Source organism: Bradyrhizobium sp. CCGB01, assembly GCF_024199795.1.
Lineage (GTDB): Bacteria > Pseudomonadota > Alphaproteobacteria > Rhizobiales > Xanthobacteraceae > Bradyrhizobium.
The window spans coordinates 7,325,560-7,341,584 of the sequence record NZ_JANADK010000001.1; the positions used below are offsets into that span (position 1 = coordinate 7,325,560).

The 16,025-nt window shown below is 64.1% G+C and carries 13 protein-coding genes; 7 read left to right on the forward strand and 6 right to left on the reverse strand.

What is annotated here, in order from left to right; translation table 11 throughout:
- Nucleotides 1-20 precede the first annotated feature (20 nt).
- Nucleotides 21-1,910: a peroxidase family protein gene (locus NLM25_RS34495; protein ID WP_254139829.1), complete on the reverse strand. Its 1,890-nt coding sequence runs from the start codon at nucleotides 1,908-1,910 to the stop codon at nucleotides 21-23.
- A gap of 225 nt (nucleotides 1,911-2,135) precedes the next feature.
- Here NLM25_RS34495 and NLM25_RS34500 point away from each other — a divergent pair, with 225 nt between their 5' ends.
- From NLM25_RS34500 to NLM25_RS34530, 7 genes are all read left to right on the forward strand, one after another.
- Nucleotides 2,136-3,239: an FAD-binding oxidoreductase gene (locus NLM25_RS34500; RefSeq protein ID WP_254139830.1), complete on the forward strand. Its 1,104-nt coding sequence runs from the start codon at nucleotides 2,136-2,138 to the stop codon at nucleotides 3,237-3,239.
- Between the two features lie 325 nt (nucleotides 3,240-3,564).
- Nucleotides 3,565-4,809 carry an ABC transporter substrate-binding protein gene (locus NLM25_RS34505; RefSeq protein ID WP_254139831.1) on the forward strand — a complete coding sequence of 415 codons (1,245 nt, stop codon included), beginning with the start codon at nucleotides 3,565-3,567 and terminating at the stop codon, nucleotides 4,807-4,809.
- A gap of 102 nt (nucleotides 4,810-4,911) precedes the next feature.
- Nucleotides 4,912-5,787 (forward strand): branched-chain amino acid ABC transporter permease, encoded by an 876-nt coding sequence (locus NLM25_RS34510; RefSeq protein ID WP_211384649.1) that lies wholly within the window; start codon nucleotides 4,912-4,914, stop codon nucleotides 5,785-5,787.
- Nucleotide 5,788: 1 nt separating this feature from the next.
- Nucleotides 5,789-6,715 (forward strand): branched-chain amino acid ABC transporter permease, encoded by a 927-nt coding sequence (locus tag NLM25_RS34515; protein ID WP_254139832.1) that lies wholly within the window; start codon nucleotides 5,789-5,791, stop codon nucleotides 6,713-6,715.
- Nucleotides 6,715-8,193, forward strand: coding sequence for an ATP-binding cassette domain-containing protein (locus NLM25_RS34520; RefSeq protein WP_254139833.1), 1,479 nt, complete (start codon nucleotides 6,715-6,717; stop codon nucleotides 8,191-8,193). Before NLM25_RS34515 ends, NLM25_RS34520 begins: the two co-directional genes overlap by 1 nt.
- Before the next feature lie 40 nt (nucleotides 8,194-8,233).
- Nucleotides 8,234-9,472 carry an ABC transporter substrate-binding protein gene (locus NLM25_RS34525; protein ID WP_254139834.1) on the forward strand — a complete coding sequence of 413 codons (1,239 nt, stop codon included), beginning with the start codon at nucleotides 8,234-8,236 and terminating at the stop codon, nucleotides 9,470-9,472.
- Nucleotides 9,473-9,667: 195 nt separating this feature from the next.
- Nucleotides 9,668-10,978, forward strand: coding sequence for an ABC transporter substrate-binding protein (locus NLM25_RS34530; protein ID WP_254139835.1), 1,311 nt, complete (start codon nucleotides 9,668-9,670; stop codon nucleotides 10,976-10,978).
- Nucleotides 10,979-11,171: 193 nt separating this feature from the next.
- On the opposite strand, the gene NLM25_RS34535 is transcribed toward NLM25_RS34530, so the two are convergent.
- From NLM25_RS34535 to NLM25_RS34555, 5 genes are all read right to left on the reverse strand, one after another.
- Nucleotides 11,172-12,341 carry a Gfo/Idh/MocA family protein gene (locus NLM25_RS34535; protein ID WP_254139836.1) on the reverse strand — a complete coding sequence of 390 codons (1,170 nt, stop codon included), beginning with the start codon at nucleotides 12,339-12,341 and terminating at the stop codon, nucleotides 11,172-11,174.
- Between the two features lie 43 nt (nucleotides 12,342-12,384).
- Nucleotides 12,385-12,696 (reverse strand): septal ring lytic transglycosylase RlpA family protein, encoded by a 312-nt coding sequence (locus tag NLM25_RS34540; protein WP_254122305.1) that lies wholly within the window; start codon nucleotides 12,694-12,696, stop codon nucleotides 12,385-12,387.
- Nucleotides 12,697-12,799: 103 nt separating this feature from the next.
- Complete coding sequence (locus NLM25_RS34545) at nucleotides 12,800-13,645, reverse strand: CmcJ/NvfI family oxidoreductase (protein ID WP_254139837.1); 846 nt, start codon at nucleotides 13,643-13,645, stop codon at nucleotides 12,800-12,802.
- A 331-nt stretch (nucleotides 13,646-13,976) separates the two neighbouring features.
- On the reverse strand, nucleotides 13,977-14,915 hold the full coding sequence (locus NLM25_RS34550; RefSeq protein ID WP_254139838.1) for an ABC transporter substrate-binding protein: 939 nt from the start codon (nucleotides 14,913-14,915) through the stop codon (nucleotides 13,977-13,979).
- On the reverse strand, nucleotides 14,912-16,012 hold the full coding sequence (locus tag NLM25_RS34555) for an LLM class flavin-dependent oxidoreductase (RefSeq protein WP_254139839.1): 1,101 nt from the start codon (nucleotides 16,010-16,012) through the stop codon (nucleotides 14,912-14,914). The genes NLM25_RS34550 and NLM25_RS34555 overlap by 4 nt, the downstream gene beginning before the upstream one ends.
- Nucleotides 16,013-16,025 lie beyond the last annotated feature (13 nt).

Genomic DNA, 16,025 nt, shown 5'->3' on the forward strand with positions numbered 1-16,025 from the left:
TCGTTTGAGGCGACCCGGCATTATGTCCATTCGTGATGATGCATCTCATACTGCTTTACGCCCAGCAGGTCGATGGTCTCGGAGCCGACCTGCAACAGTGTTCCGCCATGATGATCAGATGATTTTGTGACGTGAACGTCGTTTGAAAATTGCAGTTTGTCCTGTTTGGGATCGAAGTCGGTGATGACCGCGGTGTTGTGCTTACCTGCGAGTTCAGCAAGGTCGAATACGAATGTGTCGACACCGGCACCTCCGGTCATGGTCATGCGGCCGGGCGCGGCGACCAGCGTGTCATCGAGATCTCCGCCAGTCAGGATATCCATGCCGGGAGATCCGACCACAAGCTGCGCCATGCCTGATGCGGCCTCTTCTCCGGTCGGGTCTACGCCGCCCAGCGTGCCGCTGTGCCGCTCGGTGGCGACGAAGGCATCGCTCTGCATCGCAGTGGTATCGGTGTCGCGCAGAATGAGGTCCGACAGCGTGGTGTTCTTTATCTCGTTCAGGGTCTGCTTGTCGAAGCCCTGGTTCTCGAAGTAGTAGCGATCGCCGTCGCGCAAAGCGGTGAACTGGTCGGCGATGATTTTTCCGAAGGTGGGCCCGATGACGGCTCCTGCCGCATGATCCTCAGCCAGTCCACCGGCCCACAAATCGACGGCATCGATCGAACCATAGGCTTCCTCGAACGCTGCTGCCGTCGCCGGGTCAGAGCTGAACTGATCGAAGCTGGTGTAAGGCGCAAGCCCCAGCGCCTCCCGGGTTTGGTTCAGTGTACCTAGCCCAAGATCATGGCCGCGTTGGATGTTGATCGCTGCCAGATCCATGCTGTCCGGAGGATCGAACAGGAGGTTTCGCAAGCCATCAACAATGTGAGCGTCCAGCGGGTTGGCCAGATCCCCCGACAGATGCCGCAGCAGGCCATCCGCACCAGTCGCCTTGAACGTCGCCGTGTCTTCGAAGAACGATTGCGCCAGCGTCTGCTCCGACGTGAAGGCACCCAGATTGCTGGTCGCACTGATTTCGTCGGAGACGATGGAGTGACCGAAGCGAAAGGCCGCACCGGCAAACTCTTCGGTGATCCGCGCGTCCGCCGTGCGATCATAGCCGTGGTATGGCTTGATGGCGTCCTCGCCCAACAGATGCGGCAGGAACTCGTTGTAGGTGATGTTGACCATCTCGGCCGTGGTGATGGCCTTGGCTGTCTCGTAGAGCTTGTCGCCGCTCCAGTTCGGATGGTCCTCCTGCAGTCGATCGACCTGGTAATTGTGCTCGCGCACAAACAAGACTTGCAAGGCGGTCAGGTCGGGATTCTCCTGCGCCCGCACGTCACCGGCCGCAAAGACATTCCCGTGCTCGGTCTCGACGATCGGGAGATTGTCTCCCGCCGACACCTTCATATGGCCGTCGGCCGTTCGCAGGCTCGCTGCGGTGGCCGCGTCGGAACCGTAGATCTGCGATCCGTCCAGCCAACCCGTCACCGTGTTGATCGCGGCCGCCGGATGCCCGGTGCCCCCCGTCGCAGGATCGATCGCCACCCGCGTCAACGGGATCATGCTGCCGGGCGGCAGAAATTCATCATCAGCAGGGACCTTGATCGAGATATCATCCGTGCCTATGCCCTCCTTCTGCAGATCCAGATCGTGATCGATGAACTGGCCCCACGCATACATCATGCCTGACAGCGCGACGCCGGCATCATCCACCAGATGTGGGCCTTCCTCGTCATCGCCAACTTCCGTCTGCGCCACGACAATGTTGCTGATCTCGCGCGGATTCGGCCCCGGCGTCATTTCATTGACCCCATCGACGAAATTTGCCGGCCCCAGCCGAGCAAAGTCGGTGTCGGCCTGGTTCAAGGTGGGATCCGCACGATTGTTGTTGGAGCCGTCGATGCTGCGGAATCTGAGCGCCATGGTTTACCCTCCCCGTAGAGTGTTCCCCCCAGCGCCCGCTCAATTGGCCGCTTGCGGCATGACGCTTTTGTGATTCTTTGTGACGCTCGCATGATCGTTGAGTGACGACATCCGATATACGACAGAATTGCACCTCTAGCGGCGCAGCGGCAATCTCGGCCTGAACGATCGCGCCGAACAGGCGATGTTGCGCAAATCAGCGCAGCACTATCCAAGGAACAATCCATGCGCGTCATCATCTGCGGCGGCGGCGTGATCGGGGCCTGCACCGCGCTATATCTCCGCCGGCTCGGCGCTGACGTCATCATCGTGGAGCGGACCGAGGTCGCGGCCGCCGCGTCCGGCAAGGCCGGCGGCTTCCTGGCGCGCGACTGGTGCGCAGGCTCGCCGCTCGATGCGCTGGCGCGGCACAGCTTTGCGCTTCATAAGCAACTCCGCGATGAGATCGCAGGCGATTGGGACTATCGTCCGATGAACGCTTATAGCGGCTTTGTTGCTTCCGATGGCGATGCGCGGCGGGATGCACCATCCGCGCTCGGCTGGCTCAGCGACGGCGTCGCCATTGCCCAGCGCATCGGAACAGTGGAGACGACCGCGATCGTTCATCCCCGCAAGTTCACGTCGGCCGTGATGAACGCAGCACTCGCGCAAGGCGCCGAGCTTCGTGCAGGCCGCGTCACCGGCATCGCGCGCGATGCGAATGGCACGACCGCGACGGGTGTCGAGGTCGAAGGCAGCGTCGTCAAGGCCGATGCCGTCGTGATCGCGATGGGGCCATGGTCGCTGCTCGCGGCACAATGGATGAACCTGCCCGCGGTCTATGGCCAGCGCAGCCCGAGCATCGTGTACGACATCGGCCCCAACGTGCCGGCCGATGCGTTGTTCCTGGAGTATGACGAGGACGGCAGCGCCGTGTCGATCGAAGTCTTTCCACGCGCCGACGGCAGCACGCATATCACGGCACTCTCAGACATCGCGCCGCTGCCGCTCGATCCGGCTGCGGTGACGCCGGATCAGGACGCGATTGCGCGCCTGCAAACCATGTCCGAGCGGCTGTCGCCGCTGTTCGATCCTGCGAAGATCATCGCACGGCAGGCCTGCTTCCGTCCGGTGACACAGGACGGCTTGCCGCTGATCGGCAAGGTCCCGCAAAGTGAAGGCCTCTATGTTGCGACCGGACACAATGTGTGGGGCATCCTGAATGCGCCCGCCACCGGCGAGGCCATGGCGCAACTGATCGCCGAGGGTGCAACGCGCGAGGTCGCTCTCTCGCCATTCGATCCAGCCCGGCTTCAGCCGCTCGATCCTGCGCTGCTGCAAGCACGCTGAGCTGATTGAGTTGCTCTTTCTTGTAGCCCGGATGGAGCGAAGCGAAATCCGGGGACTTCGTTGCCGCTTGGCGCGAACCCCGGATTGCGCTTCGCTCCATCCGGGCTACGAGCTGATCAGCAACATGGACGCATGCCCACCGACGAAATCTGCATGCCTGCGCGCGAAACGGGTCCAGCAGCTCTCCTGCCCGCAATTTGCGCAGCGCTAGACTTTAGTCCGTCTCTCACAATCCTGAACGCGGTTTCACTTGCCGAGAATGTCGTCGCCGTTATAGTTGCGACACAATGGCTCACAAGAGGCCTGTTCAAAGGGAGAGAACAACATGAAAAAACGACTCTCTGTTGCATTGCGAATAGCGCTCGGTGCGGCCGCGGCCGGTGCGCTAATGGGAGCACCAGGCGCGGCACTTGCGGCTGATCCGCTTCGGATCGGCGTGATCGCGGAAGCGCAGGCGATTGCCGGCGCCTCGATTCCGCAGGCAGCGCAGCTCGCCGCGGACGAGATCAACGCCAATGGCGGCGTCGACGGTCGCAAGATCGAGATCATCTCCTACGACAATCATTCCTCCTCGGCGGATTCCGTGCGTGCGTTCCAGCGCGCGGTGAACGAGGACAAGGTCAACGCGGTCATCGCCAGCTATATCAGCGAGGTCGTGCTGGCGCTGGAGCCCTGGGCCTCGCGGCTGAAGACGCCGTTCGTGACGCCGGGCGCCGCCTCCAACGAGATCAGCAAGAGCGTTCATGCCGACTACGAGAAGAACAAATACACCTTCCACGGCTATCTGACCTCGGCCGCGCTGGCACTCTCGGTCTGCGACGGCGCCAAGGACCTCCTCGTCGACAAGATGCACATGAAGACGGCAGTCATCATGAGCGAGGACGCCGCCTGGACCAAGCCGCTCGACGTCGGCTACGAGGAATGCCTGCCCAAGATCGGGCTGAAGGTCCTCGACCACATCCGCTTCTCGCCTGACACCACCGACTTCACGCCGATCTTCAATAAGATCGAGGGCTCCAAGCCCGACGTGATCATCACGGGCATCTCCCATGTCGGCGTGCAGCCGACGGTGCAGTGGAAGAACCAGCAGGTGCCGATCCCGATGTTCGGCATCTCTTCGCAGGCGACCAACGAGACCTTCGGCAAGGACACCAACCAGGCGGCCGAAGGCGTGCTCTACCAGGGCGTCTCCGGGCCCGGCGTCGCGGTGACGCCGAAATCGGTGCCGTTCGCGGAAGCCTTCAAGAAGAAGTTCGGCAATTATCCGTCCTATGCCGGCTACACCGCCTATGACGAGGTCTACTACATCGCCGATGCCGTGAAGCGCGCCGGCGCGACCGACGCCGACAAGCTCGTCGCCGCACTCGAGAAGACCGACTGGGAAGGCACGATCGGCCGCGTCCAGTTCTACGGCAAGGACGATCCCTTCACCCACTCGATCAAATACGGCAAGGGCCTGATCACCGGGCTGATGCTGCAATGGCAGGACGGCAAGCAGAGCGCGGTCTGGCCCAAGGACGTCGCCAAGGTCGACGTCAAGTTCCCGAGCTTCATCAAGCTCAGCAACTAGCAGGAACAGCTCCCGGGACCACCTCCCGGGAGCTTCCACATGCGGCTCTCCGCAGCACCTTCCCTCAAAGCGGCAGTTTGACTGCCACGCGGCCAATCATCAATGCGAGCTTTCCAGATCTTGATCGATGGCTTTGCCATCAGCGCCCTCTACGCTCTCGGTGCCACCGGCTTCACCCTCATCTTCGGCGTCTCCGGCGTGCTCAACCTCTCCCATGGTGCCATCATGGTGGCCGCAGCGGTGGCGGCCTGGGCCGCGGCCAGCGTGCTCAATGTCGGCACCTATGCCGGTGCACTGATCGGCGTCGGGGTCGCCCTCCTCACCGCCTTCGCGACCTATTTCGCGGTGGTGAAGCCGATCCAGGATTCCCGGCGTATCCCCAATGAGGAGAAGGAGATCTTCGTCCTCACCGGCACGTTGCTCTGGGGCATCATGATCCAGGAGCTGATCGCCTACTTCTTCACCAACAACGCCAAGACCGTGCTGCCGATCGTCGAGGGCGTCGTCGAGATCCTCGGCGTCCGCACGCCGAAGAACGAGATTTTTACGGCGATCGTGTGCTGCCTCGTCATCGCGCTGCTGTGGCTCCTGGTGAACCGCACCCGCACCGGCAAGGCGGTGCTGGCGGCCTCGATGAACCCGCGCGGCGTCACCCTGCTCGGGCTCGAGCTCACCAACATCTACATCGTGGTCTGGGGAATCTACGGCATCCTCGCCGGCATCGCCGGTGTGCTGCTCGGCATGTTCTTGGGGGTCAGCTCCTACAGCGTCGGACCGCTGACGGCGAGCGCGTTCTCGATCGTCGTGCTCGGCGGTCTCGGCAGCGTCTCCGGTTCGCTGATCGCCGCCTTCGTGGTCGGCTATCTCGAGACGCTGACGGCCTATCTGGTCTCGCCGGCCTATCGCACCATTCCCGCACTGCTGCTGCTCGTGTTCGTCATGTATATCCGGCCCCAGGGCCTTCTGGGGAGGCGCTGAGATGTCCACCTTCTTTACCTCGCGCCTGTTCTTCATCTCGCTCGCGCTCGTCGTCATCGCGGCAACGCTGCCGCTCTACGTCTCCGGCTATGTGCTGGGCCTGCTCACCGTCGCGTTTTACTTCGGCGTGTTCGCAATGGCCTGGGACCTGTTGTTCGGCTTCGCCGGCGAAGTGAATTTCGGCCCGACCTTCCTGATCGGCGTCGGCGCCTACACCGCCGGCATCCTCAACGCCCAATTCGGCTGGTCGGTTTATCCCTGCATCGTGCTGGGAGCACTCGCCTCCGTCATCGCCGGCCTGGTGCTGGCGCTGCCGGCGCTGCGGGTGCGCGGGCCCTATTTCGGCCTGACCACGCTGGTCGCGGTCTTGATGCTGCAAAACTTCATCGTCGTGTTCGCCGATCTCACCGGCGGCGAGATCGGCCTCACCATCCCCGATGTCATCACGATCAATGCCGGCGCCAATTACTGGATCGCACTCGGATTCATGACGATCTCGGCGGCGATCCTGTACGGCCTGTCGCAATCGCCGATTGGCCTCGTGCTCCAGGCCAGCGGCCAGGACCCGGTGCAGGCCGGCGCGCTCGGCTTCAACATCATCAAGCACAAGCTTGCCGCGTTCATCGTCAGCGCGTTCTTCTCGGGGCTATCAGGCGCGCTGCTGGTGTTCTACTTCGGTACCGCCTCGGTCGGCACCGTCGTCGACGTCGCGGTCGGCGTGAACGTCATCGTCTCGGCCGTGCTCGGCGGCCGGCGCACCGTGCTCGGCGCGGCGCTGGGCGCGATCTTCCTGATCGTCGCCGGCGAATTCCTGCGGCCGACCGGCGAGCTCGCGACCTTCATCGTCTCGGCGGTCGCCCTGCTCGTCGTGCTGTTCTTCCCCGGCGGCTTCCTCGGAGCGGCCCTCTCGCGTGAGGCACGCTCGTGATGGATATGATTGCAAACCGGGCCGTGCTCGAAGTCCGCGGCCTGACCAAGCGTTTCGGCGGATTGACGGCGGTGAAGAACCTCGGCTTCGAGGTCAACGGCGGCGAGATTTTCGGCCTCATCGGGCCGAACGGCTCGGGCAAGTCGACCGCGATGAAGAGCGTGATGGGGATCGAACGCCCGACATCAGGCGAAGTCATCTTCGAGGGCGACAACGTCGCCGGCCTGCCCGCGCACAAGATCGCGCGCAAGGGCTTTGGCATGGTGTTCCAGCACTCGCGGCCGCTGAACCGGCAGACCGTGCTGGAAAACATCCTGGTGGCACTGCTGCCGGACAGCCTGTTCATGCTGTTCCCGGACAAGGCGCTGGTCGAGCGCGCCAAGTGGATTGCTGACCGCGTCGGGCTCGGCAACGTCATGAACCGCCGCCCGCCGACGCTGCCCTTCGCCGATCTGCGCCGGCTCGAGCTTGCGAAAGCAATCGCGCGTGACCCGAAAGTCGTGCTGGTGGACGAGCCCTTCGCCGGGCTGACGCGGGCGGAAGTCGACGTCTTCTCCGATCTGATCCGCAGCTTTCGCGACGAGGGCCGCGCCGTGATGCTGGTCGACCACAACGTCAAGAGCGTCGCCGCGCTCGTCGACCGCGTGCTCGCGATGTATCTCGGCGAGGAGATCGTCACCGGCAAGGCCGAGGACGTCATGAAGAACGAGACCGTGCGCCGGGTCTATCTCGGCGGCGCCATCGGGACCCATGCGCGGCCCGAGACCAGCTTCAAGGACAAGGTGCCGCTGCTCCAGGTCGAGAATGTCAGCGTGTTCTACGGCAAGGCGCAGGCGCTGGAGAACGTCTCGATCCACGTTCACGAGGGCGAGTTCGTCTCGGTCGTCGGCCTCAACGGCGCCGGCAAGACCACGCTGTTCAACACCATCTCGGGCTTCCTGCCCTACAGCGGCGAGATCGTGCGCGGCGGCGAGAAGCTGCGCGGCACCAGCCCGGCGAAGATCGCCCGCAGCGGCCTCGTGCAATGCCCGGAATCGCGCGAGCTGTTCGGCGAGATGAGCGTGCGCGAAAACCTCGATCTCGGCGGGCAGCATCTCGCCGACGACAAGCGCGCCGCGCAGCTCGCCTGGCTGTTCGAGCTGTTCCCGATCCTCAAGGAACGTCAGGGCCAGATGGCGCAGACGCTCTCCGGCGGCGAGCAGCAGATGCTGGCAATCGGTCGCGCCTTGATGATGCAGCCGCAGATCCTGATCCTCGACGAGCCGACGCTGGGCCTTGCCCCCGTCATCCTCGAGCAATTGTCCAAGGCGCTGGAGAAGCTGCGGCAGACCACGGCGATCACGGTGCTGCTCGGCGAGCAGAACGTCACCTTCGCGCTGCCCCATGCCGACCGCGTCTATGTGCTCGAGCACGCGCGGATCGTCTGGGAGGGCGATCCCGGCCGCTTCGCCGCGGAAGCCGGCGCTGATTTCCTTTAGTCCGTCAACATCAACAAAAAGCATAGAAAGGGAAATGACCATGAAACGATCGACGCTTCTTAGCAGCAGCCTCCTGACCTCCGCGCTGGCCCTGTGCCTCGCCGCGCCCGCCTACGCGCAGTCGAACGATCCGATCAAGATCGGCGTCATCGCCGAGGTGCAATCGATTGCCGGTGCTGCGACCCCCGGCGGTGCGCAGATCGCCGCCGACGAGATCAACGCCAAGGGCGGCATTCTCGGCCGCAAGATCGAGATCGTCACCTACGACAACAAGAGCTCCTCGGCCGACTCGGTGCGCGCGTTCCAGCGCGCGGTGAGCGAGGACAAGGTCTCCGCCGTGATCGCGAGCTACATCTCCGAGGTCGTGCTGGCGCTCGAGCCCTGGGCGGCGCGGCTGAAGATGCCGCTGATCACGCCCGGCGCCGCCTCGAACGAGATCACCAAGGCGATCCACAACGACTACGAGAAGAACAAGTACACTTTCCACGGCTACCTGACCTCGGCCGCGCAGGCGCAGCTCGTCTGTGACGCCGCCAAGGATCTCCTGGTCGACAAGCTCAAGTTCAAGACCGTCGCGATCATGAGCGAGGACGCCGCCTGGACCAAGCCGCTCGACGTCGGCTACGAAGCCTGCCTGCCCAAGGCCGGCCTCAAGGTCGTCGAGCATGTCCGCTTCTCGCCTGACACCACCGACTTCACGCCGATCTTCAACAACATCGAGAGCAAGAAGCCTGACGTGATCGTCACCGGCATCTCCCATGTCGGCGTGCAGCCGACGGTTCAGTGGAAGAACCAGCAGGTGCCGATCCCGATGTTCGGCATCAGCGCGCAGGCGCTGAGCCCGACCTTCTGGAAGGACACCAACGGGGCCGCCGACGGCGTGCCATCGCTGGCAGTGGCGACGCCCGACGTCGCGGTGACCTCGAAGACAAAGCCGTTCGCAGCCGCCTTCAAGGCCAAGTTCGGCACGCCGCCGGCCTATACCGGCTACACCGCCTATGACGAGGTCTACTTCATCACCGAGGCCATCAAGCGCGCCGGCTCGACCGATCCCGACAAGATGGTCACCGAGCTCGAAAAGACCGACTACGAAGGCACGATTGGCCGTATCCAGTTCTACGGCAAGGACGACGAGTTCACCCATGGCATCAAGTCCGGCCCCACGACGGTGTCCGGCCTGGTCTTCCAGTGGCAGGACTCCAAGCAGGTCGTGGTCTGGCCCGAGAAGATCGCCGAGGGCAAGATGAAGTTTCCGAGCTTCGTGAAGCTGTCGCAGTAACCGGCTCGCAGCGGCTATCTCCGCCCATCGCTCGTTCGCGAGCGGTGGGCTTTTTCTTTGCCTTTCGCAGATGCGTTCAGTCCGGCCGCTGCCTCGTATCGACCTTGTGCGATGTTGACTTTCCGCCTCCCCGCTCCCCATACTTCGCAAAAAAATAACAAGACCAATCAACAAACGGTTTTGAGGGAGGATAGGATGCCGACTTCACGCAGGCAGCTGCTGAAGAACTCGGCGGCTGCCGCCGCTGCACTCAGCCTCGATTGGACACGGGCCCAGGCGCAAGCCGAGAATTTGCGCATCGGCCTGATCTACGACCTCACCGGCCCGTTCGCCGCCGGCGGCTCGGTCGCCTCCTCGATCGGTGCACAGATCGCCATCGATCTCGTCAACGAGAAGGGCGGGATTGGCGGCAAGACCAGGATCGTGCCGGTCGCCGCCGACTCCCAGAGCAAGCCGGATGTCGCGATCAACGAGGCCGAGCGCCTGATCAGCCAGGAAAAGATCGACATCATCAATGGCGTCTATGCGAGCTCACACGCCGTGCCGCTCGCCGCCAAGGTCGAGCAGCAGAAGAAGATCCTCTGGATCACGACCGCGGTCTCGACCGCCGTGTTCAAGGACAAGAACCTGCAATACGTGTTTCGCGCGCAGATCCATTCCGATCAGTACGGCCAGGCGTTTGCCGGCTTCCTCGCCGAGCACGCGCAGGGCAAGCTCGGCTTGGATCCCAAGGACGTCAAGGTCGCGCTGATCCACGAAGACGGCCCCTATGGCGTCGGCGTTGCCACGGCCGACGAGGCCTATGCCAAGCAGGCCGGCATCCAGGTGGTGCTGCGCGAGGGCTATTCGGCCTCGGCGCCCGATCTCTCGGTGCTCGTCACAAAAATCAAGCGCGCCAAGGCCGACGTGATCTCGCATGCCGGCTACAACCCCGACATCACCCTGTTCCTGCGCCAGGCCCGCGAGAGCGGCCTGCGCTTCAAGATGCTGTTCGGCGCGGGCGCGGGCTACAGCCAGCTCGACAAGCTGCGTGCCACCTTCGGCCCCGACATCGACAATTTCTGCAACATCGATCCGGTGCCGGCGCAATTGCTTGACCCGGCCAAGCTTGCGCCGGGCATCGGCGACCTGACCAACGCCATGGTCACGCGCTACAAGGCCAAGACCGGCGCAACCGACGTGCCGCCGCACTGCTCGATGGGCTTCAACCAGACCTGGCTGCTGCTCAACAACGTGCTGCCGGTCGCCAAGGAGAAGTACGGCAGCTTCGAGCCCGAGGCCGTTCGCAAGGCCGCGCTCGACGTCGATATCCCCGCCGGCGGCACCATCCAGGGCTACGGCGTCAAGTTCTTCCCGCCGGGTACGCCGATGTCAGGCCAGAACGAGCGCTCGACCCCGGTGGTGATGCAGAATGCCGGCGAGCACATCTCGGTGGTGTGGCCGACAAACATCCGCACACAGGATCCGGTATTCCCGCTGCCGAAGGGATCGACCTACGGGGCGTAGTGAAGCACCGCGGCGCGGACAGTGCGCTCCCTCGCCCCGCTTGCGGGGAGAGGGTTGGGGTGAAGGGGAGTCTCCGCGGGGGCGGTGACAGTTAGGCTCGCGGAGAGTCCCCCTCACCCGGAATTCAAGCTGCGCTTGAATTCCGACCTCTCCCCGCAAGCGGGGCGAGGTGAGGCTGCGGCTCCGCCGGTGCCTACAACACCACCCTTCTTCCCTCCTCCGCCGCCCAATACCCCGCATAGTTCACCTTGATCGTCTCGTACGCCAGCGCGAGGTCCGACAGCGGCTGCCGTCCCGTGGCCGCGCATTCCATGAAATCCTGGATCTCCTGGAGATAGCCGCGCGTCCATTCCTCCTCGAGGCAGACATATTGCCAGCCGGTTTTGCGGTCGACCTTCTCGGTGATGTAGACGCTGGCGAGCTTCTCCTCGGAGGTCTGGTAGCTCATCAGGTGCGTGTTCGGGGTAATGTTGGCGAACAGCGACCCGCCGCTCGTGTAGGTCTCGATCAGGTTGCGCACGCCGCCCATGATCATGTCGCCGGAGAACACGGTCGCCTTGGTGCCGTCGGAAAAGGTCGCCGTCAGCGTGCCCCAATCCTCGACGTCGACCGGATTGGCCTTGATGTAGGTCCGCTCTTCGGGCTTCAGGATCGCCGTGACGTTGCCGACATCGCCGGTGACGCTGGCGACATGAATGCTTTCGCCGCGCGCCCTGGCTTCGACCTGCTTGAGATAAAGCACGGCCGAGAGCGGATGGCAGCCCATGCGGATCAGCGAGCCGCCGCCGGTCATTGCCCATTGCGCAGCATGGGCGGCGTGCGAGCCGGAATGGCTCTCCTCGCCCTTCATGAACAGGATCTTGTCCCTGGTCGCCTTGATGATCTCCGCGGTCTTGGTCACGGCCGGTGCATAGATCCAGTCCTCGGCATACATGAAGAGTTTTCCGGTGCGCTCGATCGCCGTGCGCGTCGCGTCCATCTCCTCCAGCACGCGCTCGTACATCAGCGCCTTCGGCACATGCTTGCCGATCGGCTGCCGGTCACCCTCACGGCCGAAATAGCCGGCGAACGGTTTTTCGCAGATCACATGCTTGCCGGCCTGCATGGCGGCGATGATCATTTCGGCATGGAGGTTGGGCGGGGTGCAGATGTCGATGACATCGAGCTCGCGGTCCGCGATCAGCTCGGCAAAGCTGCGATAGACCCGCGGGATGCCGTGATGCCCCGCGAATGCGACGACGCGATCGCCGCGCGCGGCGACCGCTGCCACCTCGACGTCCACGCCATAGACGCGCCGGAACGCATACATGTGCAGCTCCGACACAAAGCCGCAGCCGACGAGTCCCACCCTGATCCTGCTCATAGCGCCCCCCTGCTTTGGGCAGCACTATAGCGCGACGGCCGGCCTATTCCACCGAGACCCGCACCACACCGGCGCTCATCATGCCCAGCGCGCGGGCGGCCGGCACCGAGAGATCGACGATGCGGCCGCGAATGAAGGGGCCGCGATCGTTGACACGACATTGAATCGAGCGAGCGCCATAGGACACCCGCAGCACGGTGCCGAACGGACGCGTGCGGTGGGCACAGGTCAGCTCGCCGCCCTTACCGGCCTTTCCGTAGCCGTAGTATGAGGCAAGCCCGCTTTCGGCTTGCGCGGCAGAAAATGCAGAAAGCGAAAAAGTGGCCAGACAGAAGAATAGCGTCTGCGTTCGCACGGCACCGCTCCCGGTTCGCCCTGCCCGGCGCTGCAAACGTCGATTTGTTCCGTTAAGTTCCAGGAACACTGCCGGGCGCGCCCGGCAGTGCCATCACACATTGTTACTGTTTGTGGAACACCAGCGTGCGGACCTCGATGCTCTCGCGGGGCGCCGCATCGGCCGGCGTGGTCGGATCGACGAAGGCGGTGTGCGGCCCAAAGCGGGTGCGGCCGTCGGTTGCGGAATCGTAGCACTTGAGCAGTAGCGCCTCGTCCGGCGTCATCTCCGGGAAATAGAACCAGCGATGGCTCGGATTGTATTTCACCGAATAGGTCTCGCCGCGACGGTTGGGATAGATCAGGTCGGAGGCGACGAGGTCGTCGGGCGCGACTGTGGTGCCGTCGGCCATCGCCAGCGGTGAATCCCGCAGCGGTCCGCGGATCGGCCGCCAGAGATTGATCACCTGCACGCGGCCTTTCAAAAGCTCGTCGGCCTCGTCGGGCAGATGCTCGCGCACACGGTTGGCGCCCGAGACGGCGGTCTGGTCGACATGGACGCGCGTCGCAGGCTGGCGCGGCCCGCCGCCGCGGATATCGGCGGCGCCGTCGACGCGCTTGCGTACGGTATGATCGAAGATGACGACGCGATCGGCCTTCAGCGTCGCGCGCAGGAACGCCTCGACGGCGGGATAGTAGACCGCCAGTATTTCCTCGTCGTTGTAAAAATCCTTCACCTGCGTCGGGTGACGCACCAGCGCAAAGCCCTCGCGATCGAGCGAGAAATTTTGCGCGATCAGGCGCGCATCGAAGATCGGTACCTGGTGCGGCTCCGGCAACGACGTGCTCCTGGGCTCGCCCGGCGGCGGATCGAAAGCATAGGTGCGCGGCTTGCCCGAAACCGGCGCGAGATAGTTGAGTTCGGCAGTGACGAAGGGAAGCGATTCGATTTTTGTTTCTTGCAGGCCCATGGCCGGTCTCCCGATGTGGTCGTCTGAATGATTTTTGACGGGGAACAGCGAGGTGCAAGGGAGGCGCTGCAAATAGCAATGCGGATGTCGCCGCCAGCCGGCAGTGCAGAAGAAATGTCTCGAGGAATGTAGGTGAGCGCTGGTCCCCTTCTCCCCTTGCGGGAGAAGGTGGCGCGTAGCGCCGGATGAGGGGTATCTATCCGCGAGTTCAAGATGCCAGAGATGTGATCGCGGAGAGAGACCCCTCACCCGTCTCGCCGCTATCGCGGCGAGCCACCCTCTCCCACAAGGGGAGAGGGAAGACGCCGCGTCCGGGACACGAGAGGGTCGCTTACAACCCCGCCTTCGCAATCGCATCGGCAAAAGACCGATCCACGATCTCCGCCGCATCCAGCTTCTGCTTGATCAGGCCCCAGCGGAAATAGAGATCGATCGTGCCCTGCTCGTCCGCGACCACGCCGTCATCGATCGGCGCGATGCGGATTTTTGCGCGCGACAGCCAGTTCTGCGGCACGGCGGTCGGGATGTTCATCAGCCGGCCCCAGGTCGCGGCGTAGCTGTCGACGTTGTTCAGCGACCAAGCCCGCGCCGCGGTGAGGCGGCGGATGAAGTCGGTCAACTCCACGCGCTTGTCGCGGATCGCGTCGGGCCGCGCGACCTGAAAGCTCAGCCCCGGCGTCAGCCCTTCCGAGGTGATGACGCGGCGCGACTTGAACAGCACCTCCTCCTGGCTGACATAGGGCTCCCAGGTCGACCAGGCATCGACCGATCCTTGCGTGTAGGCGATCTTGGCATCGGAGGGCGCGAGGAACACGATCTGCACGTCGCTCGCGCTCCAGCCGTTCTTCTCGAGCGCGGCGAGGATCAGCTGGTGGCCGATCGAGCCACGGCCGGTCGCGATCTTCTTAGCCTTCAGGTCGGCAAAGCTCTTGATCGGCGAAGTCTCGGGCACGAGGATGGCGAGCCCCTCGCGCGTCTGCCGGATCGCGGCAATCGCCCTCACCGGTGCGCCGGAAGCGGCGGCGAAGGTGAAGGGCGCATCGCCCACGAGCCCGGTCTCGATCGCGCCGGCGCTCAGCGCCTCCAGCAGCGGTGCCGCCGCCGGAAACTCCTTCCACTCGATCTTGTAGGGCACATCCTTGAGCACGCCTGCGGCTTCCATCACGGCCTGCGAATTGCCCTTCTGGTCGCCGACACGCAACGTGGTTTGCGCCGCCGCCAGCTCGAACGAGCCGAACAGCAGCGCGCCGGCCAGCATGAGGCGGATCATTCCGCCGCCTCGCCGCGAACGGCCTGACGCTTGGCGATCAGCTCGCGCGTCAGCGGGATCAGTTCGCGGCCATACTCGATAGCGTCGATCAGGGGATCGAAGCCGCGGATCAGGAAGTGGCTGATGCCGAGATCGTAATAGTCGCCGAAGACTTCGGCGACCTGCTCGGGCGTACCGACCAGCGCGGTGGTATTGCTGTTGGCGCCGGTGAGCGCTGCGATCTCGGTCCAGAGCCGCTTGTCGATGCGGCTGCCCTGGTCGGCAAGCGCGAGCAGGCGCCGCGCACCCGCGGTGGCGTGGCCGTCGGCGGGCTTGCGATAGCCGGTCTTGTCCTGGAGCGCGGTGGCGCGGGCCAGGATTTCTTCCGCCTTCTCCCACGCCTGCTTCTCGGTCGGGGCGATGATCGGACGCACCGACAGGCTGAAGCGTGGCGTCGGCCGGCCCTGCCGGATCGCCGCGTTATGCACGCGGGAGGTGACATCGCGCACCTGCGCGTAGGATTCGCCCCACAGCGCAAACGTGTCGGCGTGCCTGCCGGCGACGTCGATCGCCGCATCCGAGGCGCCGCCGAAATAGACCCGGATCCCCTCGGGGCGGAACGGCTTCACCTGCGAGAAGGCGTTCTCGACCTGGTAGTACTTGCCCTTGTAGGTGAACGGCTTGTCGCTGGTCCATTCCAGCTTGAGGACGTCGAGGAATTCCGAGGTGCGGGCGTAGCGCTCGTCCTTGTCGTCGAGCGTGTTGCCGTCCTGCCTGAGCTCGGTGGCGTTGCCGCCGGTGATGACGTGAAGCGCGACCCTGCCGCGGGAAAACTGGTCGAGCACGGCGAACTGCCGTGCCAGCAGCGTCGGCGCGGTAAAGCCCGGCCGCTGCGCGATCAACACGTTGAGGCGAGAGGTGACGCCCAGAACGTGCTGGGCGACCTGGAGCGCGTCTGGCGTCGTCGAATGAAACGCCAGCAGCGCGCGGCCGAAGCCGGCATTCTCGTGTGCTTTTGCCACCGTCTCGATGTGCGTGGGGTTGAGGATCGGTCCTTCGCGGACGACGGTCTCGGATGAATTGTTGTTGCTGATGAAGCCGATGAACTCGATCGACATGATCGTCTCCCTG